Origin of the sequence: Cupriavidus sp. Agwp_2, from assembly GCF_040784895.1 — a bacterium.
Taxonomy (GTDB): Bacteria; Pseudomonadota; Gammaproteobacteria; order Burkholderiales; family Burkholderiaceae; genus Cupriavidus.
In genome coordinates this window covers 1,158,807-1,179,350 of the sequence record NZ_CP088084.1, presented here as the reverse complement: position 1 = coordinate 1,179,350, position 20,544 = coordinate 1,158,807, and the positions used below count along the sequence as shown (strand labels likewise).

Sequence of the window (20,544 nt, the reverse complement as noted above, 5' to 3'; positions counted from 1 at the left end):
ATACCAGACACAAGCACAAGACACAAGACACAAGACGCACAGCACACAGGAGACAACCCATGAAAAAGCTGATCGCATCCCTGCTGCTCGGTGCAGCCATGGCCACCGCGCACGCCGCCTGGCCGGAAAAACCCGTCACGCTGCTGGTGCCGTTCCCCGCGGGCGGCTCCAGCGACAACGTCGCCCGCATCCTGGGCGCCAAGATGCAGGCGCAGTTCGGCGGCAGCTTCGTGGTCGACAACAAGCCGGGCGCGGCGGGCATGATCGGCGCCGCCATGGTCAAGCGCGCGCCGGCCGATGGCTACACGGTGTTCGTGTCTTCGCTGGGCCCGTTCGTGATCGGCCCGCACCTGACCAGGAACGCCGGCTACGATCCGCTCAAGGATTTCGACTACATCAGCGTGGCGGTGCAGGCGCCCAACGTGCTGGCCGTTCCCGCCAACTCGCCGCACAAGAGCCTGCAGGACGTGATTGCCTACGAGAAGGCGCATCCCAACAAGATGACCTTTGCCTCGGCGGGCAACGGCACCAGCGACCACCTGACCGCCGAGCTGTTCTGGCAGCAGACCGGCACCACCGGCCTGCACGTGCCCTACAAGGGCGGCGCGCCGGCGCTGAATGACCTGCTGGGCGGGCAGGTCGATGCCACCTTCATGAACATCAACACCGCGATCCCGCATATCAAGGCCGGCAAGCTGCGCGCGCTGGCCATCACCAGCAGCAAGCGCTCGCCGATCCTGCCTGACGTGCCGACCATGGAAGAGTCGGGCGTGAAGGGCGTGACGGTCTACTCGTGGCAGGCCGTGGCCGCGCCCAAGGGGCTGCCGCCGGAGATCAAGTCCAAGCTGCATGCCGCCGTGGTCGCGGCGCTTAATGACCCGGCAGTCAAGCCCAAGCTGCTCGACCTGGGCTTCGAGATCGTCGCCAATACGCCGGAGCAGTTCACGGCGTTCCAGGCGTCGGAGTATGCGCGCTGGAAGAAGGTGATCGAGGTGGGCAAGATCACGGCTGACTGAGGCCGCTGATCCCGGGGCATGCTCAGCGCCGTGCCAGCCGCTTGAGCGCCCCCGGCTCCAGCAGTTCGATCTGCCGGTACTGGCGCCGGATCCATCCGGCGTCTTCCCATGCCTGCAGGTACTTGGCCACGGTCTGGCGCGAGCGGTTGACCATGTCGCCCAGGTCTTCGGCGCTGATATGCACGACGTGCTCGGTGCGGTCGGCCAGTTCCAGCAGCCGCGCCGCCATGCGCGCATCGACCGGCGCCTGCGCCGCGCTCTCGGCGTGGTCGAAGGCCACGCGCAGCCGCGCGCAGATCTGCTGCACGATCAATTGCATCCCCTCCGGGTGTTGCGCCAGGATCTGGCCGAACGCGCGCCGGTCCAGTACCAGCAACTCGGTATTGCCGACCGCGAAGGCGTCATGCGTGCGCGGCTTGCCATCGAGCAGCGAAATCTCGCCAAACCAGCGGCCCCGCCCGATCACCGAATACACCGACTCGCGCCCTGCGCTGCTGACCCGGCTCATGCGCGCGCGCCCCGACACCACCATGCAGAAGTAAGTCGGCGGATCGCCGCGCGCGAAGATCATCTCGCCATCGGCAAAGCGCAGCCGGCGTGCGGCGGCGGCCACGGCGTCGAGCACGCCTGGCGGCGCATTGCGCAGCCAGCCGCTGGCCAGCACGCTGCGCGGCAGCGGCCGCGCGGGTTCGATGCGCTTCACATTGCTTGCCACGTGTTCTCCCAATGCCTTCCAGTGCCCTTCCGGTGGAGCCGAGATTGTCTACTACTTAACAGACTTTGGCACGGTGCGCCGCGACAATGCCCGGGCTACTTCACAGAACTCACCCCCGGGAGACCCACGCAGATGGCGCAGATCCAGCTCGTCGATTCAGTAAGGGACCGCGTTTCCGACGCGGAATGGCAAATGCGCGTCGACCTCGCCGCGGCCTACCGGCTGGTGGCCCACTTCGGCTGGGACGACCTGATCTTCACGCATATCTCGGCGCGCGTGCCCGATGCGCCGGACCAGTTCCTGATCAATCCGTACGGCATGATGTTCGACGAGATCACTGCGTCGAGCCTGGTCAAGGTCGACCATGAAGGCCAGCCCGTGCTGGAAACGCCGTACGACGTCAACCCGGCCGGCTTCATCATCCACAGCGCCGTGCACGAAGCGCGCCCCGAAGTCGGCTGCGTGATGCACACCCATACCTCGCACGGCGTTGCCGTTTCCGCGCAGCAGGCGGGTTTGCTGCCGATCTCGCAGCAGTCGATGTTCGCGCTGACCGGGCTGGCCTACCACGACTATGAAGGCGTGGCACTGCGCGAGGACGAGAAGGCGCGGCTGGTGGCCGACCTGGGCCGCTGCAAGCAGATGATCCTGCGCAACCACGGCCTGCTGACGTGCGGGCGCACCGTGTCAGATGCCTTCCTGACCATGTACACGCTGGAGTCGGCCTGCCGCATCCAGATCCTGGCGCAGAGCGGCGGCACGCCGCTGACCCTGGTGCCTGAAGCCGCCAGCGCCAACATGGGCCAGCAGGCGCGCCAGGCCACCAAGGGCAAGGGCTCCAACCTGGCCTGGCCGGGCCTGCTGCGCCGGCTCGACCGCATCAACCCCGACTATCGCAACTGAGCAGCAACTGACCATGGCCATCCTTGTTCACCTGCCGTCGTTCATGGCGGTCCCCATCACCGCCCTGCTGCGCGAGGCGGCGCCGGATATCACTGTCTGGAACGGCCGCGAGGCTGCCGTGCCGGAAGAGGTCGAGGCCATCATCGCCTGGGGCCTGAAGCCCGGCGTGGTGCCCGCCTACCCGAAGCTGCGGCTGGTTTGCGCCGCCACTGCCGGCGTCGACAAGCTGCTGGCCGCGCCGGACCTGCCGCAGGGCATGCCGGTCACGCGCATCGTCGATCCCGGCCAGCAGACCGGCATCGCCCACTTCGTGCTCGCCATGGCGCTGCGCCATACCCGCGAGCTGGGGGTGTATGCCGGGCAGCAGCGCAGCGGCGAATGGAAGCGCCATCGCGGGCGTTCGCTGGAGCGCTGCCGCGTGGGCGTGCTGGGGCTGGGCGAGATCGGCAGCGAGGTGGCGCGCATGTTCGCCGCCATCGGCTTCCCGGTGGCGGGCTGGAGCCGCAGCGCCAAGCACCTGCCCGGCGTGGCCGACTTCACCGGCGACGACGGGCTGGACGCCATGCTGGCGCAGACCGATATCCTGGTCTGCACGCTGCCGCTGACGCCGCGGACCAATGGCATGCTCGACCGCAAGACGCTGTCGCGGCTGCCGCAGGGCGCTTACTTTATCAACGTGGGGCGCGGCGAGCATGTGGTCGAAGCCGACCTGCTCGCGCTGATCGACGAAGGCCACCTCTGCGGCGCGGCGCTGGACGTGTTCGCCAAGGAGCCGCCGGCAGCCGACGATCCGATCTGGACCCACCCGCGCATCGAAGCGACGCCGCATATTGCCGCCGATCCTTCCTACGAGCTGGTGGCGCAGCAGTGCATCGAGAACCTGCGCCGCGCGCGCGACGGCCGGCCGCTGCTGAACCAGGTGGACCGGCAGGCCGGCTACTGAGCGGCGCGCCCGCGTTGCGTTACAGCGGCGCGGGCTGCGGCGCTGCCGGCGCTGCAGGTACGGCCGCGGCGGCTGGCTTGCTGCCGGCGCCGCTGTACGAAAAGTACTTTGCCTTGGCGTTGCGGGCCCAGTAGGCCACGGTGAAGTGCTTGCCGTCGCGGCCGTAGAGCAACTCCAGGCTGCCGTTGGCGGCGCCCCATTCCGCATAGCCGTTCCCGGCCGAGGCCTCGGTCTTGCGCAGCGAGGCGTAGCGCGCGTCGAGCTTGCCGCGCACGTCTTCCAGCGCCGTACGGTCGAAGGTCATGGTGATCAGCGCCACCGTATCCTGCGCGTCGCAGTTCAGCGTCACGCGCGTCAGGCCGGCCAGGTGGAAGCGCTCCAGGCGCTTGAGTTCCACCGTATCGCCGCCTGCCCATTCGGACTTGCCGGTGCGGGCGTGGTTTTCGGCCGGGGCGAGCCGCGTGCATTTTGACTTGCCGAGCTCCAGGCCGAGCGGTGCCGCGGTGTTGGAGGCGGCAGCGGTGGTGGCGGCGGTAGTCGTAGGGGCGGTGGCGGTGGCCGCTGCCTGCGGGGCGGCATGCGCGGCAAATGCTGCAAGCGCGGCCAGCAGGGCGGCGCAGTGAGGGAAAGCCTTCTTCATCTTCAGGTGCGGAACGGATTCACTATGTGGGGGATCGATAGGTTACCGCGGATTCTACGGCTTTCCCTTGCGCGTCTGTAGGGTCCGCCTGTTCACCGGGCACGAACTCTACAACTCGCCGGTCGGGCAGGGCGCGATGCTTACCCAGCCGCTTACCGCCGCTGCGCCAGCCAGATCCCCGCCCCGATCGCTGCGAGCCCGACCCCGTGGTACCAGCGCGGCCAGTCGCCCAGCAGCAGCGTCGACAGCAGCGCCGCGAACACCGGTGTCAGCGTGATGAAGAACACCGGCAGTTGCGCGCCCGCGCGTGCGATGGCGCGGTCCCAGGCGAAGTAGGCCAGCAGCGACGGAATCGTCGCCACGTAGAGCAGGATCGCGGCGACCTTGCCGTTCCATGGCAGCGGCTGCTCCTGCGCCATCAGTTCCCATGCCGTCACCGGCGCGCTCGCCAGCACGCCGGCGACGATCTGGGCGAACAGCAGGACCGGCAGAGGTACGTCGGGCCGCTGCTTGCGCAGCAGCCAGGTGTAGGCGCTCCAGGCGATGGTGGCCGCCAGCATGTAGAGGTCGCCGGGCACGAGGTCGAGCTGGGCCAGCCGCGCGGGCTCGCCGCGCACCAGCACGAAAGACACGCCGACCAGGCACAGCAGGGCGCCCGCGACTTGCAGTGGCTTGACCCGTTCGCGGAAGCAAAGCGCGCCGATCACGATCAGAAAGAGCGGCGTGGACGCGCCGATCAGCGTCACGTTGATCGGCGTCGACGTGGTCAGCGCCAGGTACTGCAGCGCGTTATAGCTGCCGATGGACAGCACGCCCATGGCCATGATGACGCCGGCGTGCCGGCGCAGCGCCGCACGATGTTCCAGCACGCCGCGCCAGGCGAATGGCGCCAGCAGCAGGCCGGCCAGCACCCAGCGCACGGCGTTCAGCGTGATCGGCGGTATCGTGCCCGCCGCAAGGCGGCCGACGATGGCATTGCCGGCCCAGCTCAGCGGCGGGAAGGTCAGCAGGAACAGGGTGGTCCAGTCGATGCGTCCGGAACCGGCGCGGATTGCTTGCATGGCGAAGGGGGTGTTGGCGGATCGCGCATTATCCGCCAACACTGGCAAGGTCCGCAGCGGCGGGGCCGCAAATCAGGCGTTGGTCTTGCGTCCCACGCTGCGGATCAGCTGCGTGACCCGCGTCATGTACTGGTCGAATGCCTGGTTCGCCTGCGCCTGGCTGTCGATGGGTTTGGCGACGGTGCGTCCTTCCGCCTCCAGCTTGCCCAGGATATCCGGCTTGGCCAGCGCTTCGCCAATCGCCTTGCGCAGCACCGCGACCCGGTCCGCCGGCGTGCCGGCCTTGACGAAGTAGCCGCCGCCGATGGTGTATTCGAAGTCGGGAATCTGCTTGCTTTGCGAGATCAGCGGGATGTGCTTCAGCGCCGGCGGCAGTGCCCTGGAGAAGCTGGTCAGGATGCGCAGCCTGCCTTGCTGCTGCATGGCGTCGAAGCTCGACTGGTAAGGCAGGATAGCGAAGTCGACCTCGCCGCCGGCCAGCCCCTGCAGCGCCGGCGCGCCGCCCTTGTACGGCACGTGCAGCAGCGGTGCCCCGAGCCTGGCGGCCAGCGCGTCGCCCATCAGGTGATAGATCGAATCGATGCCGACGGTGGCATACGTCAGCGGCTTGGCCTTGCTCTGCTTCGCGAGATCGAGGAACTTGTCCAGGCTGTCGGCGGCCAGGCCGTTCCTGACCATCAGCACGATATTGGCGTCGCTGATCGGCGCGGCCAGCATGAAGTCCTGCGGCTTGTAGCGCGCGGACGGGTTCAGCAGCGGAGCCAGGAACACCTCGTTGATCGAGCCGTGGAAGAAGGTGTAGCCGTCGGCCGGTGCGGCCAGCACCTTGTTGGCGCCGATCAGGCCGGTGCCGCCGCCGTAGTTCTCGACCACGACCTGCTGCCTGACGCTCTTGCCGATCGATTCGCCGAAAATCCGGGCGGAGGTGTCGCTGGCTCCGCCGGCCGGATACGGCACCACCAGCGCCAGCGGCCGGGCGGGAAAGCTTTCAGCGGCAAGCGCGGGTATTGCGCTTAGTGTGCCCAGTGCCGAGCTGCCGGCGGCACAGCCGGCCAGTTGCAGGAAGCGGCGGCGGTTCAGTGAATGCATGAAGACTCCCGAAAAAAGGCGGTGCTCAAACCAGGTAGCTCTGCGCCAGGTGCGCCCAGAATGCGGCGCCCACGGGCAAGGCCTTGTCATTGAAGTCGTACAGCGGGTTGTGGACCATGCAGCCGCCGTCCTCGCCCAGGCCGTTGCCGAGCCGGATATAAGCACCGGGCCGTTGCTCCAGCATGTAGGCGAAGTCTTCGCTGCCCATCACCGGCGGGCGCTCCACCACGTTGCCGGCGCCCACCAGCCGGATGGCAGCCTGGCGTGCGTACTCGGTCTGCCCGGCGTGATTGACCAGCACCGGGTACTTGCGTTCGTAGGCCACCTCGGACTGCATCTGGTAGCTCTGCGCCTGTGCCGCGACGAATTCGCGGATGCGCGTTTCCACAAGGGAGCGCACCTTGGGGTCCAGCGTGCGTACGCCGATCTTGATGGTCGCGTTTTCCGGCACGACGTTGTAGGTGCTTCCGGCCTGGATCGAGCCCACCGTGATGACCGCCGACTTCAGGGCATCGATCTCGCGGCTGACAATCGACTGCAGGCCCAGCACGATGCTGGCCGCGCATTGCATCGGGTCGATGCCGTGGTGCGGCATGGCGCCATGCGCGCCGCGGCCGCGCAGCGTGACCGTGGCACGGTCGAACGATGCCATCGCCGGGCCGGCGATCACGCCGATCTGGCCGACCGGCATTCCCGGCGAGTTATGCAGCGCGTAGACCTCGTCGCACGGGAAGCGCTCGAACAGGCCGTCCTCCAGCATGCGCAGCGCGCCGCCTTCGTTTTCCTCGGCCGGCTGGAAGATCAGGTTCAGCGTGCCGTTGAAATCGACTGACTCGGCCAGGTATTTCGCCGCGCACAGCAGGATCGCCGTGTGCCCGTCGTGGCCGCAAGCGTGCATCTTGCCGGCGATGGTGCTGGCGTAGGCCAGGCCGGTCTGCTCCTGGATCGGCAGCGCATCCATGTCGGCGCGGATGCCGAGTGCCTTGGTGCCGTCGCCCTTGCGCAGGGTGCCGACCAGGCCGGTCGTGCCCAGGCCCCGATGCACCGCGTAACCCCACGCCGCCAGCTGTTCGGCGACCAGGTCGCTGGTGCGGCGCTCCTCGAAGGCGAGCTCGGGATGGGCGTGGATCTGGTGGCGGATGCGGACGAACTCCGGCGCGATGGCCTGGACGGCCTGCCGCAGGCTGGTGGTTGGGGGCTGGGTCATGGTTGTCGGCGTACGTGGTATTCCGGCCTATTCTCTACGCCCTTGGCCGCCGCATCCATGACAATGTTTGGGCAGAAACGTTGTATAAATAGCAACAATCCAAAAACGGCCCGGCTCGACCGGGGGCAGGACCTGGCAAAGGGGGAGCAAAGACATGGATGACGTGCTGGACCGCAAGCGGGCGATGTGCCTGCTGCAGATCATTGAAACCGGCACCGTGCGCGGCGCGGCGGAGGTACTCGAACTGGATCCCTCGGTGGTAAGCCGAGCCGTGGCCAAGCTGGAACAGGACACCGGCCTGACGCTGCTGGAGCGGCGCGGGCGCGGCGTGGTCGCCACCGACGCCGGGCGCCTGCTGGCGCTGTTCGCGCGGCGCCAGCAGGATCTCAACGACACCTTCCTGGCGGAGGTCAACAACCTGAAGAATGCCCAGCGCGGCCATATCGAGCTGGTCTTCGGCGAGGGTTTCGTCGACCTCGTGCTGGAGCCGGTGCTGCAAGGCTTCCTGAGCAAGCACCCGGACGTCACCTGCAGCATCCAGGTGGCGGGCACCGACGAAACCGTCCGCCATATCCTGGAAGACCTGGCGCATATCGGCTTCGCCTTCCAGCCGCCTGACGATGTGCGCCTGCGTTCGCACTATTCGCGGCTGTCGCCGATCCGCGTGCATGTCCGCAAGGACCATCCGCTCGCGCGCCGCCGGCGCGCGCTGACCCTGGCGGACCTGGCCGCGCACCAGGGCGCGGCGCTGGCGGAATCGTTCGGCGTGCGCAAGCACGTGCAGGCGGCGGAGCTGGACGAGCACATCACGCTGAAGCCGATGCTGGTGACCAACTCATTCAAGGTGCTGTGGGAATTCGCCGCGATGGGGCTCGGCTACATCCTGACGCCGCGCTCGGTGCCGCTGAAGGGCGCGCAGTTCCGGCAGCTGGTGTCGCTGCCGCTGGCCAACCCGATCCTGAACAACAGCCGCATCCATATCATCACGCGCGCGGGCAGGCACCTGTCGCCGGTGGCCAGCAGCATGCTGCGGCATGTGATGAAGGCGTTCCCCATGATCTGAGCGGGCACCGCAGGCATCATTGCATCGGATGCAACGGATAGCCTGCTTTCTGTCATGCCTGAACGCGCGAAGGCGGTGCCGCGGCCTCGCGCAACCATTGCGCGAACTGGCGGATCAGCCCCTGCTTGGGGTTGTCGCCGCGCCAGACGACATAGCAGTTGTGGCTCGCCGGGAAGCTGGCCGGCAGCGGTTGCACCAGCCTGCCGGCGGCGATTGCCTCGCGTGCCAGCAGCGCCCGTGTCAGCGCCAGGCCGAGTCCATTGGCGGCGGCTTCGATCAGCAGCGCGCGGCAGTCGAACACGATACCGTCGCCGGGTTCGTCCAGCACCACGCCGGCCGCCGCGGCCCATTGCGCCCAGCGGAAGCGCGCGTGCCGCAGCCGCGGCAGTTGCGCGGTATCGGCGGCGGTCATGCCGGCATGCTGTTGCGCAAAGGCGGGGCTGCAGACGGCGATGATGTCGTCGTCCAGCAGCTTCACGTTCTGGTAGCCGGTGAAGGGCGCGGGGCCGTAGCGCAGGCTGACGTCGAGGTCGGAGCGGTCAAAGTCGGGATCCTCGGTGCTGGCGGCGATCGACAGGTCGAGTCCGGGCAGTGCCTCACGCAGTGGCTGCAGCTTCGGCACCAGCCATGCGCCGGCCAGTTCCGGACTGACATTGACGTTCAGCGACTGGCGTTCGCGCGCGCGCCGCTCGGCGGCGCCCGCCAGTGACAGCTCGACCGCGCGCAGCGCGCGGTCCAGTTCGTCGGCCAACTCGCGGCCGGTGGCGGTCAGTTCCAGATGGCGGCCGGCGCGCACGAACAGCGCGCAGCCCAGCAGTGTCTCCAGCGCACGGATGTGCCGGCTGATGGCGCCATGCGTGACGCACAGCGCATCGGCCGCGCGCGTCATGCTGCCCGTGCGCGCGGTGGCGGCAAAGGCCTGCAGGACCTGCATGGAAGGGAGCCGGCGGATCATGGCTGTGATCTTGCCTCACAGGTCATGGCAAAACAAGTCGATTGTCCCGCCATGCCGCGCGGCCGATACTGGCTCCCCGACCGGCCACCCCGAAGCCGGAGCGTTCCCCGAGGAGACCTCATGAAACTGCAGCTGAAGATCAACGGCAAACGCCATGCCGTCGAGGCCGAGCGCGACATGCCCCTGCTGTGGGTTTTGCGCGACTACCTGGGCTTTAGCGGCACCAAGTTCGGCTGCGGCGCCGGGTTGTGCGGCGCGTGCACCGTGCATGTCGACGGCAAGGCCGTGCGCGCCTGCATCACGCCTGTTGGCACCGTGGCGCGTGCCGACATTACTACCATCGAAGGATTGTCGGCCGACAATTCCCACCCGGTCCAGCGTGCGTGGATTGTCGAGCAGGTGCCGCAGTGCGGCTATTGCCAATCGGGCATGATCATGGCGGCCAGCGCGCTGCTGAAGGAGAAGCCGGCACCGGGCCCGGAAGATGTTCGCGCCGCCATGACCAACCTGTGCCGCTGCGGCACGTACCCGCGCGTCGAACGCGCGATCCTGCGCGCGGCCCGTGCAAGCGGCGCGGGCACCGCGGACGAGAGGGCGCAATCATGAGCGCGCAACCGTTTGGCCGCCGCCGCTTCCTGCGGGCCACCGGCGCCGTGCCGGCGGCGCTGGTGCTTGGCTTCCACCTGCCGCTGGCCAAGGCCGGCGCGACCCTCGCGCTGCCAGCGCGCGACCCTGACGATGTCAACGCCTGGTTGCGCATCGCCGGCGATGGCAGCGTGACCATCATGGTCCCGTCGGCCGAACTGGGGCAGGGCGTGATGACTTCCGCGCCGATGCTCGTCGCCGAAGAGCTGGAGTGCGACTGGCAGCAGGTGCGTGCCGAGCTGGCGCCGACCGATCCGGTCTACAACAACCGCATGTTCAAGGTGCAGGCCACCGCGAGCAGCACCTCGGCGCGCTGGTCGTTCGAACCGCTGCGCCGCATCGGCGCCACCGCGCGCGAGATGCTGCGCGAGGCCGCCGCGCAGACCTGGGGCGTGCCGCCAGCGGAATGCCGCGCGGTGCAGGGCAGCGTGCAGCACCGGCCCACCGGCCGCGTGCTCGGCTATGGCGAGCTGGCGTCCCGCGCTGCCGCGCTGCCGCGTCCCGCCAGCGTGGCGCTGAAGGACCCGCGTGACTGGAAGCTGATCGGCCGCGCTACCAACCGGCTCGACATCCCGCCGAAGACGTGCGGCGCCGCCGTGTTCGGTGTCGATGTCAGCGTGCCCGGCATGCTGGTCGGTTCGGTCACGGCGTGCCCGGTGTTCGGCGGCAAGCTGCGCCGGGTCGATGCGCGTCCGGCAATGGCCGTGCCCGGGGTGCGCCGCGTCGTGCCGCTCGACGATGCCGTGGTGGTGCTGGCCGACAGCTACTGGTCCGCACAGAAGGGCCTGAAGGCGCTGAAGCCGGACTGGCAGTTGCCACCAGGTGCGCCCGCATCCGACGACGCGTTGATGGCCCGCTACCGTGACGCGGCCCGCAGCGCCGCCGCGGTGGCGCTGCGCAACGGCGACCCCGAGGCCGCGATGCACGGCGCGCCGGTCTACACCGCCGAGTATGAAGTGCCATACCTCGCGCACGCGACGATGGAGCCGATGAACGCCACCGCCCACGTGCGTGCCGACAACGCCGAGATCTGGGGGCCGACCCAGGTCTGCGGCGAAATCGCGCAGCGGCTGGCGCCAGTGCTGGGCCTGCCCGCCGAGCGCATTCGCGTGCATTCGACCTTCGTCGGCGGCGGCTTTGGCCGGCGCGAGGAGTTCGATGTCTTTATCCAGGCGGCCCTGGCATCGAAGGCCGCGGGGCAGCCGGTCAAGCTGATCTGGTCGCGCGAGGAAGATATCCGGCACGATTTCTATCGCCCGGCCGCGGTAGCGCAATTCAGCGCGGTGCTGGCACCCGGCAAGGCCGGCGGGCAACCTGCCATCCGCGCCATGGAAGCGCGGCTGGCGTGCTCCTCCATCTACGTGCGCAATTTCCCGGACCGCGTAAAGAACGGCGTCGATCCGAAATCGGTCGAGGGCGTGGTCGACCTGCCGTATGCGCTGCCCGACCTGGCGGTGCGCTACGCGATGGTCAATTCCGCGGTGCCGGTCGGATTCTGGCGCGGTGTGGGCTATACCCAGAACACGTTCTTCGCCGAGAGCTTTATCGACGAGCTGGCCCATCGTGCTGGCGCCGATCCGCTGCAGTTCCGGCTCGGCCTGCTCGCGGAGCGCCCGCGCGCAGCGACGCTGTTGCGGCGGCTTGCGCAACAGGCCGGCTGGGGCGGCGCGCCGGCGGGGTGCTTCCAGGGCATGGCGCTGTCGCAGGCATGGGGCTCGCTGTGCGCGACGGTGGTGGAGCTGTCGGTGCAGGACAAGCGCATCACGCTACACCGCATCGTCAATGCGATCGATTGCGGCACCGTGATCAATCCCGCCACGGTCGAGCGCCAGCTGGAAGGCGCCAGTATCTGGGGCCTGAGCGCGGCGCTGTCGGGCGCTATCACCATTCGCGACGGCGCCGTGCAGCAATCCAACTTCCACGACTATCCCCTGCTGGCGTTCTCGCAGACACCGCGATTCGAAGCGGTGCTGGTGCAAAGCGGCGAGCGCATCGGCGGCGTCGGTGAATCTGCGGTGCCGACGCTGGCGCCGGCGCTGGCCAACGCGTTGTTCGCTGCCACGGGCGAGCGAGTTCGCGCATTGCCGCTGGCGCGGAGTGGGTTTGCGCTGGCGTAGTCGCGACGTGGCGAGCGGCTATTGACGAAAGCGCCGCCACGCGTCCGCTGGATGACGGAAATGTGACAGATTTTTTAACCTGCCCTGGCGAACGATGATCTGCTAGCCTGAATTGCTCAGGCCAGACGCATTGTTGCCACTCGCGGGAAGAAAAATCATGAAACCAAAGCACGATTCCCGGTCCGGTTTCAGCAGGACCCTGTCCCATCTGTTGGCGATCGTGTGGCTGTCGGTCGGCGCGGTGACGCTGGCCAGGGCAGGGGATATCACCGGCGCCGGCTCTACCTTCGTCTATCCGCTGATGTCCAAGTGGGCGGCGACTTACTACGCGCGCACCGGCCAGCAGGTCAACTACCATCCCATCGGCTCGGGGAACGGGATCCGGCAGATCCGGGCTGCGGGCGTGACGTTCGGCGCCACGGACATGCCGCTCAAGCCGGACGACCTGCGCGCCGCCGGGCTGGCGCAGTTTCCGATCGTGGTGGGCGGGGTCGTGCCGGTGCTGAACCTGGACGGGATCGCAGCGGGCCAATTGCGCATGACCGGGGCGCTGCTGACCGACATCTACCAGGGACGGATCGTCAACTGGAACGACCCGGCCATCGCGGCGGCGAATCCCGGGCTGGCGCTTCCTGACCAGAAGATCGTGGTCGTCCACCGCAGCGACAGTTCCGGCACCACCTTCAACTGGACCGATTACCTGGCCAAGGTCAGCCCGCAATGGAGCGAAAGCGTTGGCGCAGGCACCACGGTGAAATGGCCGGTTGGCGTCGGGGCAAATGGAAACGAAGGCGTTGCCACCTATATCCGCAATGTGAAGGGCGCCATTGGCTACGTGGAGCTGACCTACGCCTTGCAGCGGAAGCTGGCCTATGCCGCGGTCCGGAACCGCGATGGCGTGTTTGTCCAGCCATCGCGCGAAACCTTCAGCGCCGCGGTCAAGGCGGCCGAATGGAATCCCAGGGCGGACTTCTACCAGGTGCTGACGAATGCCTCCGGCCCGCAGGCCTGGCCGATCACCGGTGTTGTCTTTGTCCTGATCTCGAAGAACAATAACAAGGCCGCGGAGACCCGCGACGCCCTCGCTTTCTTCCGCTGGGCTCTTTTCGAGGGACAGGCCGACGCCGCCGCGGAGCACTACGTCGCGTTGCCTGATGGCCTGGTCCGCCAGGTCGAAACCTATTGGAAAGAGGCTTTGCCGTAACCAGCCCGCATGGCCGGGCATTCCGATCATGAACGATGCACCCGACCCCATGGAGAGCGCCCGCGCGACGGCAGCGGACGCGGCCGCGCAAGATATCGTGGCGGATATTGCATGCGGGCTGAACGGCAACGAACTCTACATCAACCGTGAACTGAGCCAGCTGGAGTTCTACGACCGCATCCTGCAACAGGCTGCGGACATTGCCGTGCCGTTGCTGGAGCGGTTGCGCGCGCTGTGCACGGTCAGCAGCAGCCTGGACGAGTTCTATGAAATCCGTGTCGCGGCGCTTAAGGAACGCTGCCTGCTGCAGTCCGCGCCCGTCGGGCCCGACGGGCTGACGCCACAGGAGGTTTTTGCAAGGGTCAACCAGCGGGTTGGCGACCTGGTCGGACAGCAATACCGGCTGTTCAACGAGGTGCTGATCCCGGCCATGGCCGAGCAGCAGATCCGCTTCCTGCGGCGTCCGAGCTGGGATCCCGCGCAGGCGGAATGGATCCGGCAATTCTTTTTCGATGAGCTGATGCCGGTGCTGACGCCCATCCGCCTGGATCCGGCGCATCCGTTTCCTCGTGTGCTGAACAAGAGCCTGAACTTCGCGGTGGAACTGGAAGGAAGGGACGCCTTCGGACGTGCCTCGGGCAATGCCATCGTGCAGGCGCCGCGGGCGCTGCCGCGCGTCATCGCATTGCCTGAGGAGGTTTCCGGATGCCGGCATGGCTTCGTCTTTCTCTCGTCCGTCCTGCACGCGCATGTCGGCGAACTGTTCACCGGCATGACGGTCCGCGGCTGCTACCAGTTCCGCGTGACCCGCAACAGCGAGCTGTTTGTCGACGAGGATGAGGTCAAGAACTTGCGCGAGGCCCTGCAGGGCGAGCTGCCGCAACGGCATTTCGGCGATGCGGTGCGGCTGGAGGTGGCGGACAACTGCACGCCAGCCATGGCCGGCTTCCTCCAGGAACAGTTCGGCTTGTCCGCGAGCGAAGTGTTTTCAGTCAATGGCCCGGTCAACCTGGTGCGCCTGCTGCAGGTGCCCGACCAGGTCGACCGGCCTGACCTGAAGTACGTGCCGTTCCGGGCGGGCTTGCCAAAGCGGCTGATGGAGCATCCCGACATCTTCCACGCCATTCGCGAGGGCGATATCCTGCTGCATCACCCGTTCCAGTCGTTCGCGCCGGTGGTGGATTTCGTCAGGCAGGCGGCCCAGGATCCCGGTGTGGTGGCGATCCGCCAGACGGTGTATCGGGCCGGGCAAGACTCGGTGCTGCTGTCGGCGCTGATCGACGCGGCGCGCAACGGCAAGGAAGTCACTGTGGTGGTGGAGTTGCTTGCCCGCTTCGACGAAGAGGCCAACATCAACTGGGCGGCGCAACTGGAGCAGGTCGGCGCCCATGTCATCTATGGGGTGGTCGGCTACCGCGCCCATGCCAAGATGGTCCTGGTCTTGCGCCGCGAAGACGGCAGGCTCAGGCGCTATGTTCATCTCGGCACGGGCAATTACCACAGCCGTGCCACGCGTTCCTATACCGATTTCGGCCTGCTGACCTGCGATGCGTCGCTGACGCAGGATGTGGCGCAGGTCTTCAGCCAGCTGACCGGCCTGGGGCAGACCAACACCATGGCGCATATCTGGCTGTCGCCGTTTACGCTGAAGAAGGAGCTGCTGGCGGCAATCCGGGGCGAAGCCGCGCATGCCAGTGCCGGCCACAAGGGATGGATCATCGCCAAGATGAACGCCTTGCTGGAGCCGGAACTGATCCAGGCGCTGTACGACGCGTCACGTGCCGGTGTGCGGATCGAACTGATCGTCAGGGGGGCCTGCGCGCTGCGGCCGGGCGTTGCGGGACTTTCCGAGAACATCGAGGTGAGATCGGTGACCGGCCGCTTCCTCGAACATTCGCGCGTCTTCTATTTCCACGACGGCGGCGCCGAGCGGGTCATGCTTGGCAGTGGCGACTGGGTGGAGCGCAGCCTGTCCCGGCGCATCGAGATCTGCTTTCCTGTCCTCGATGCGGGGCTGAAGGCGCGGGTCATCGCGGAAGGCCTGGCCCCCTACCTGGGCGACCGGTGTGACGCCTGGAAACTGGGACCGGACGGCAAATACCGGCGACGGGGCTCCTCGGGCCGCGAAGCCGTGCAAGACGGCCTGCTGGCTGCGCTGACCTGAGCGCTGCCAGCGGCACGGCAGGCCAGGCGTCAGAAGCTGCGGTCGGCGGCCCTGGCGCGCCGCTTCCGGCGCGCGCTGGACCGGGCCGCGACTGCGGCGAGCGATGCGCGTCCTCACGCATGCGCACCGTCCAGGTAGGGATCAATGGAGCGCGCCGGATCGGCGGAGGGCCCGGTGCGGTCCATGCCGGCGAGGGTGCGGGCACCGTCGGTGTAAGGATCGACGTTGCGCGCGCCGTCGGCAAACGGGCTGCGAGCGTCCTGCACGCCGCGTGCGCCGTCGGTGAACGGGCTGCGAGCGTCCTGCACGGCGCGTGCGCCATCGGCGAACGGGCTGCGTGCGTCCTGGACGGCACGTGCGCCTTTGCTGAACGGGTCCCGCGCGCCCGGTGCGGCTTGTGCGCCGGCGGCAGCAGCGGCCAGGGCGATAGCGAAGACGATGCGTTGCGTGAATTGGATGGCCATGATCGGTTTCCTTTATGTCTCAGTGGATCTGCGAGGGACTGCGTGGATCTGCGCGGCCGGGGCTTCTGTCTTTGCCGACGTTTGCCGCCGGGCCACGAGAAGCATTAAAGGAGACCGGTGTATCTGCCCTGTAGCGATGTAGAGCGGATTCTGTCAAGACACGTATCGTTGCCCGTGCCGGATACAAAGCGGTACAAACGAACGTCCGGTGGAGCGGCTTGGCTCGGGCCGGTCACGCGAGAGATCCGGCTGGAGTGCGCTGCGCGCGGCCTCGAACGCCAGCGAGTCGGCAAAGTCGGGCATCGAAGGCCCGTGATCACCTCACCCTGGTCCAGTCTGGCCATTCCGGTCTGGCCGGCTGCATGAAACCAGGATCCGGCGCACAATGGCGTGGCAATAAGGGATGGATGCCACCTTTCCTGCCACCCAAGGACGCCGATCATGCATCACGTAGCGCTTGCCCTGTACCCCGGCTTCCAGGCGATGAACCTGGCGGTTTCCACGGTGCTGGAATTCACCAACCGGACGCTCGGCACGCCGCTGTACCAGGTCCACCTGCTGTCGGAGCAGGGCGGGCCGGTGATGTGTTCCGGCGGTTTCGCCGTGAGCACCGAGCCGTTCGGCAGGCGCCGCTTCGATACCGTGCTGGTGGTGGGCGACAACGACGTCACGCCCACGCCGCCTGCGCTGGTCAGGTTCCTGCAGCGAGCGGCGCGCACCTCGCGGCGCATCGGCGCCACCTGCACCGGAGCCTTCAACCTCGCGGAGGCCGGGCTGCTGGATGGCCGCCGCGCCACCACGCACTGGTACTACGCGGAGCAGCTGCGGCGGCGCTTCCCCAGCGTGGGCGTGGAAGAGGACCGCATCTTCATCATCGATGGCCCGGTGTGGACGTCGGCCGGCATGTCGGCCTGCATCGACCTGGCGCTGGCGCTGGTGGAGAAAGACGCCGGCGGCGCCGTCGCGCGCGACGTGGCAAAAAAGCTGGTCGTGTACCACCGCCGTGCCGGCGGGCAATCGCAGTTCTCGGCACTGCTCGACCTGGATCCGCGCTCGGACCGTATCCGTGCCGCGCTGGACTTCGCGCGGCAGAATCTCCAAAGCGACCTTTCCGTGGAACAGCTGGCGGAAGCGGCGCACCTGAGCCCACGGCAGTTCGCGCGTGCGTTCCGGGACGAGACCGGGCAGACGCCGGCGAAGGCTGTCGAGCACCTGCGCGTCGAAGCAGCGAGGCTGATGATGGAAAGCGGCCGCCATGCCATCGACGTGGTGGCGCGGGATACCGGATTCGGCGACCGCGAGCGCATGCGCCGTGCCTTTCTGCGTGCCTTCGGCCAGCCGCCGCAGGCGATCCGGCGCCTGGCGCGCGGCGTTGAACCGCAGGCGGCGTAGGGGGCGAGAAGAGAAAGTGGATCAGGGGCTACAATGCGGCCGCACTTCGATCCACCCCCTTCAGGTTTGCGCGCCGCTGCCGTTGTACCGGCAACGCCAACCAGCACCCTGTGAGCCTTGCCGACATGACCCGCCAACCCCAGTCCCCCAGCCCGCTGCAGGCCGCATTCCTGCGCCACGAATCCACGCTTGCCCCGTCCACCCGCATGTTCGGCGACGACGACAGCACGGTCTACCGCACCTTGCTGGAATCGACCAAGGCCATTCCCTGGAAGATCGACTGGGCCACCATGGCCTTCACCTACATTGGCCCGCAGATCGAGGCGCTGCTCGGCTGGGCGCCGTCGACCTGGAAGACGGTCAACGACTGGGCCGAGCGCATGCACCCGGATGACCGCGCCGCGGTGGTGGAGTTCTGCGTGGCCCAGTCGCAGGCCGGCACCGACCATGAGGCCGACTACCGCGCGCTGACCCGCGACGGCGGCTATGTCTGGCTGCGCGACGTGGTGCACGTGGTGCGCAACGCGCAGGGCGGGGTCGATTCGCTGGTCGGCTTCATGTTCGACATCAGCGAACGCAAGCGTACCGAGGAAGAACTGGCGCGGCTGCAGCAGGAGCTGGAAGACCTGTCGTTCCGCGACAGCCTGACCGGCGTGGGCAACCGCAGGCTGTTCGACAGCGCGATGGAACGCGAATGGGAAGCCGGCAAGGGATCGGGCAGGCCGCTGTCGCTGGTGCTGGTCGATATCGATTTCTTCAAGTCCTACAACGACTACTACGGTCACCTGCAGGGCGATGCCTGCCTGAAGCAGGTCGCAGGCCTGCTGGCGCAGGCGGCCGGATCGGATGTGTTCCTGGCGCGCTTCGGCGGCGAAGAATTTGTCATGGTGCTGCCTGATACAGATGCCGAAGCCGCCATGCGCCTGGCCGAGCGCTGCCGCGCGCTGATCGCCGCGCAGGCCATCCCGCATGTGCGCTCGCCCTACAGCCAGTGTGTGACGGCGAGCTTTGGCATCGGCACCATCGTGCCGTCCGAGCGCGAGGAAGCGTCGGCCTTCATCAACCTGACCGACGCGCAGCTGTACCACGCCAAGGACAACGGGCGTAACCGCATCGCGGCGGTGGACAAGGCGGGGCGCAGCGGCGAGGCGTTCCGGCTGCATTCGCGCTGAGAAGAGCGCCTGGGGGCGGTGAATGCCTCCCGTCCGGCATCCGTCACACCGATTGAAGCGTTTTTGTAATAACCGCCTGACGCGATTGCACTGGCCAATGGCGCGCCGGTGCCTGCCCGGTCATTCCGGCGCATCATACTGCCCGCGCACGGTGGAAAAGTGCGTGCGAATCTATACGGCACGTTTGTTGCTGGACAAGGGCAGGTGAGCCATCCGGCCCGTCACCTCGTCCACGTCCCAACGGACATCACCAAGGAGCCGCCATGAATATCGTCTGGCTAGTTGGCGCGGTTGTCATCATCCTCGCGGTGCTCAGCTTCTTTGGCCTGCGCTGATCGACAATCGCCTGGCGCTGGCGCGGTAGCTTTCCGCGACCACAGCGCTGACTTTTACTTATGGGGGCGCGTACCGGGCGCGCCCCTACAACTCCGGTGTTCCCAGCGCGCGGCTGATGCGCAGTGCCGCCAGGGTGCCGATCACTCCTGACAGCAGGTAGAGGCTGACCGCCACCAGCCCGAACAGCGACGACAGTCCCAGCGCCACCAGCGGCGCGAACGCGGCGCCGAACAGCCAGCCGAAATCCGTGGTCAGTGCCGCCCCGGTATAGCGGAAGCGTCGTTCGAAGTTGGACGTCACCACACCTGCCGCCTGCCCGTACGACAGCCCCAGCAAGCCGAATCCGACCAGGATGAAAATATTCTGGCCAGTGGCGCTGCCACCCAGCAGCCACGGCGTGACCAGGCTGAACACACCGATCAGCACCGCCATCGTCGCCAGCGTCGTGCGGCGGCCGATGCGGTCCGCCAGCCAGCCCGAGATCAGCGTGCCGATAAAAGCGATAAAGCCGCCCGCGATCTGCACCGCCAGCACCGCGGAAATCGCCTGCTCCTGGTGCAGCACCGCCCACGACAGCGGGAACACCGTGACCAGGTGGAACAACGCATAGCTGGCCAGCGCCGCGAACGCGCCAAGGAAGATGTTGAAGCCCTGCGCATTGACCATCTGCAGCGTGCTGATCGGCTCCAGTTCGTCTTCTTCGAGCAGCTGCGTGTATTCGTGCGTGACCACCAGCCGCAGCCGCGCGAACAGCGCCACCACATTGATGGCGAAGGCCACGTAGAACGGGTAGCGCCAGCCCCATTCGATGAACTCCTGCGGGGTCAGGCTGGTATGCAGGAACAGGAACAGCGCGCCGGCGATGATAAAGCCCGAGGGCGCGCCAAGCTGGCCCACCATCGCATACCAGCCGCGCTTGTTCTCCGGCGCGTTCAGCGCCAGCAGCGACGGCAGCCCGTCCCATGAGCCGCCGAAGGCAATGCCCTGCAGGAAGCGGAACAGTGCCAGCAGGTAGATCGACGCGGCCCCGATCGACGCGTACGACGGCAGGAATGCAATCCCCACCGTGGCGGTGCCCAGCAGGAACAGCGATGCGGTCAGCTTGATGCCGCGGCCCCAACGCCGCTGGATGCGCATGAACAGCCCCGTGCCGAACGGCCGCCCGATGAATGCGAAGGAAAAGATGGTGAAGCTGTACAGCAGCCCGGTCAGCTCGCTCGCGAACGGGAAGTAGACCGCCGGGAAGACGAGCACGGAAGCGATGCCGTACACGAAGAAATCGAAGTACTCCGACGCTCGCCCGATTACCACGCCTGTGGCGATTTCGGCAGGAGCCACCTCATGGTGGCCGGGCGCCGGAGGTGCAGTCGGCGATGCTCGGTGCTGGTGGGACAGGCTGGCCATCGTCAGTCTCCTCTCGACAGGAGTGCTTCGATACTGCACTTAAACTCGCACAGT

Annotated in this window: 18 protein-coding genes; 10 read left to right on the top strand and 8 right to left on the bottom strand. The window is 67.4% G+C overall.

The genetic code is table 11. The features are described 5' to 3' along the window. The first annotated feature begins 59 nt into the window (after nucleotides 1-59). Nucleotides 60-1,016, top strand: a complete 957-nt coding sequence (locus tag LPA45_RS23120) for a tripartite tricarboxylate transporter substrate binding protein (protein WP_116319826.1) — start codon at nucleotides 60-62, stop codon at nucleotides 1,014-1,016. A 22-nt stretch (nucleotides 1,017-1,038) separates the two neighbouring features. Here LPA45_RS23120 and LPA45_RS23115 read toward each other — a convergent pair whose 3' ends face one another. Beyond that, nucleotides 1,039-1,731, bottom strand: coding sequence for a Crp/Fnr family transcriptional regulator (locus LPA45_RS23115; RefSeq protein ID WP_233528135.1), 693 nt, complete (start codon nucleotides 1,729-1,731; stop codon nucleotides 1,039-1,041). A 132-nt stretch (nucleotides 1,732-1,863) separates the two neighbouring features. Here LPA45_RS23115 and LPA45_RS23110 point away from each other — a divergent pair, with 132 nt between their 5' ends. Together LPA45_RS23110 and LPA45_RS23105 are read left to right on the top strand one after the other, a co-directional pair. Beyond that, complete coding sequence (locus LPA45_RS23110; RefSeq protein ID WP_116319825.1) at nucleotides 1,864-2,634, top strand: class II aldolase/adducin family protein; 771 nt, start codon at nucleotides 1,864-1,866, stop codon at nucleotides 2,632-2,634. A gap of 13 nt (nucleotides 2,635-2,647) precedes the next feature. Continuing rightward, complete coding sequence (locus tag LPA45_RS23105) at nucleotides 2,648-3,577, top strand: glyoxylate/hydroxypyruvate reductase A (RefSeq protein ID WP_116319824.1); 930 nt, start codon at nucleotides 2,648-2,650, stop codon at nucleotides 3,575-3,577. A 19-nt stretch (nucleotides 3,578-3,596) separates the two neighbouring features. Here the strand turns inward: LPA45_RS23105 and LPA45_RS23100 are convergent, their stop codons facing one another. The 4 genes from LPA45_RS23100 to LPA45_RS23085 form a co-directional block, all read right to left on the bottom strand. Next, nucleotides 3,597-4,217, bottom strand: a complete 621-nt coding sequence (locus LPA45_RS23100; RefSeq protein WP_317923582.1) for a hypothetical protein — start codon at nucleotides 4,215-4,217, stop codon at nucleotides 3,597-3,599. 152 nt (nucleotides 4,218-4,369) lie between these two features. Further along, nucleotides 4,370-5,278, bottom strand: coding sequence for a DMT family transporter (locus tag LPA45_RS23095; protein WP_116319822.1), 909 nt, complete (start codon nucleotides 5,276-5,278; stop codon nucleotides 4,370-4,372). A gap of 72 nt (nucleotides 5,279-5,350) precedes the next feature. Then, entirely contained in the window at nucleotides 5,351-6,367 is a 1,017-nt protein-coding gene (locus LPA45_RS23090; protein WP_317923583.1) for a tripartite tricarboxylate transporter substrate binding protein, read from the bottom strand. Nucleotides 6,368-6,392: 25 nt separating this feature from the next. Then, nucleotides 6,393-7,574, bottom strand: a complete 1,182-nt coding sequence (locus LPA45_RS23085; RefSeq protein WP_317923584.1) for a M20 aminoacylase family protein — start codon at nucleotides 7,572-7,574, stop codon at nucleotides 6,393-6,395. Between the two features lie 154 nt (nucleotides 7,575-7,728). Between LPA45_RS23085 and LPA45_RS23080 the strand changes: the two genes are divergently transcribed. Continuing rightward, nucleotides 7,729-8,637: a LysR family transcriptional regulator gene (locus tag LPA45_RS23080; protein ID WP_116319819.1), complete on the top strand. Its 909-nt coding sequence runs from the start codon at nucleotides 7,729-7,731 to the stop codon at nucleotides 8,635-8,637. A 52-nt stretch (nucleotides 8,638-8,689) separates the two neighbouring features. On the opposite strand, the gene LPA45_RS23075 is transcribed toward LPA45_RS23080, so the two are convergent. Beyond that, nucleotides 8,690-9,592: a LysR substrate-binding domain-containing protein gene (locus LPA45_RS23075; RefSeq protein ID WP_317923587.1), complete on the bottom strand. Its 903-nt coding sequence runs from the start codon at nucleotides 9,590-9,592 to the stop codon at nucleotides 8,690-8,692. Nucleotides 9,593-9,712: 120 nt separating this feature from the next. On the opposite strand from LPA45_RS23075, the gene LPA45_RS23070 reads away from it, so the two are divergent. From LPA45_RS23070 to ppk1, 4 genes are all read left to right on the top strand, one after another. Continuing rightward, on the top strand, nucleotides 9,713-10,198 hold the full coding sequence (locus tag LPA45_RS23070; RefSeq protein ID WP_317923589.1) for a (2Fe-2S)-binding protein: 486 nt from the start codon (nucleotides 9,713-9,715) through the stop codon (nucleotides 10,196-10,198). Next, on the top strand, nucleotides 10,195-12,354 hold the full coding sequence (locus LPA45_RS23065) for a molybdopterin cofactor-binding domain-containing protein (RefSeq protein ID WP_317923590.1): 2,160 nt from the start codon (nucleotides 10,195-10,197) through the stop codon (nucleotides 12,352-12,354). Before LPA45_RS23070 ends, LPA45_RS23065 begins: the two co-directional genes overlap by 4 nt. 157 nt (nucleotides 12,355-12,511) lie before the next feature. Beyond that, a complete protein-coding gene (gene pstS / locus LPA45_RS23060) occupies nucleotides 12,512-13,558 on the top strand; it encodes a phosphate ABC transporter substrate-binding protein PstS (RefSeq protein ID WP_317923592.1) in 1,047 nt (348 codons plus the stop codon). A gap of 28 nt (nucleotides 13,559-13,586) precedes the next feature. Then, entirely contained in the window at nucleotides 13,587-15,722 is a 2,136-nt protein-coding gene (gene ppk1, locus LPA45_RS23055; RefSeq protein ID WP_317923593.1) for a polyphosphate kinase 1, read from the top strand. A gap of 113 nt (nucleotides 15,723-15,835) precedes the next feature. Here the strand turns inward: ppk1 and LPA45_RS23050 are convergent, their stop codons facing one another. Further along, a complete protein-coding gene (locus tag LPA45_RS23050; RefSeq protein WP_317923594.1) occupies nucleotides 15,836-16,186 on the bottom strand; it encodes a hydroxyquinol 1,2-dioxygenase in 351 nt (116 codons plus the stop codon). Nucleotides 16,187-16,627: 441 nt separating this feature from the next. Here LPA45_RS23050 and LPA45_RS23045 point away from each other — a divergent pair, with 441 nt between their 5' ends. Next, nucleotides 16,628-17,578, top strand: a complete 951-nt coding sequence (locus LPA45_RS23045; protein WP_116319812.1) for a GlxA family transcriptional regulator — start codon at nucleotides 16,628-16,630, stop codon at nucleotides 17,576-17,578. A gap of 125 nt (nucleotides 17,579-17,703) precedes the next feature. Beyond that, nucleotides 17,704-18,750, top strand: a complete 1,047-nt coding sequence (locus LPA45_RS23040; protein WP_116319811.1) for a sensor domain-containing diguanylate cyclase — start codon at nucleotides 17,704-17,706, stop codon at nucleotides 18,748-18,750. A 420-nt stretch (nucleotides 18,751-19,170) separates the two neighbouring features. On the opposite strand, the gene LPA45_RS23035 is transcribed toward LPA45_RS23040, so the two are convergent. Further along, nucleotides 19,171-20,490, bottom strand: a complete 1,320-nt coding sequence (locus LPA45_RS23035) for an MFS transporter (protein WP_116319810.1) — start codon at nucleotides 20,488-20,490, stop codon at nucleotides 19,171-19,173. Nucleotides 20,491-20,544 lie beyond the last annotated feature (54 nt).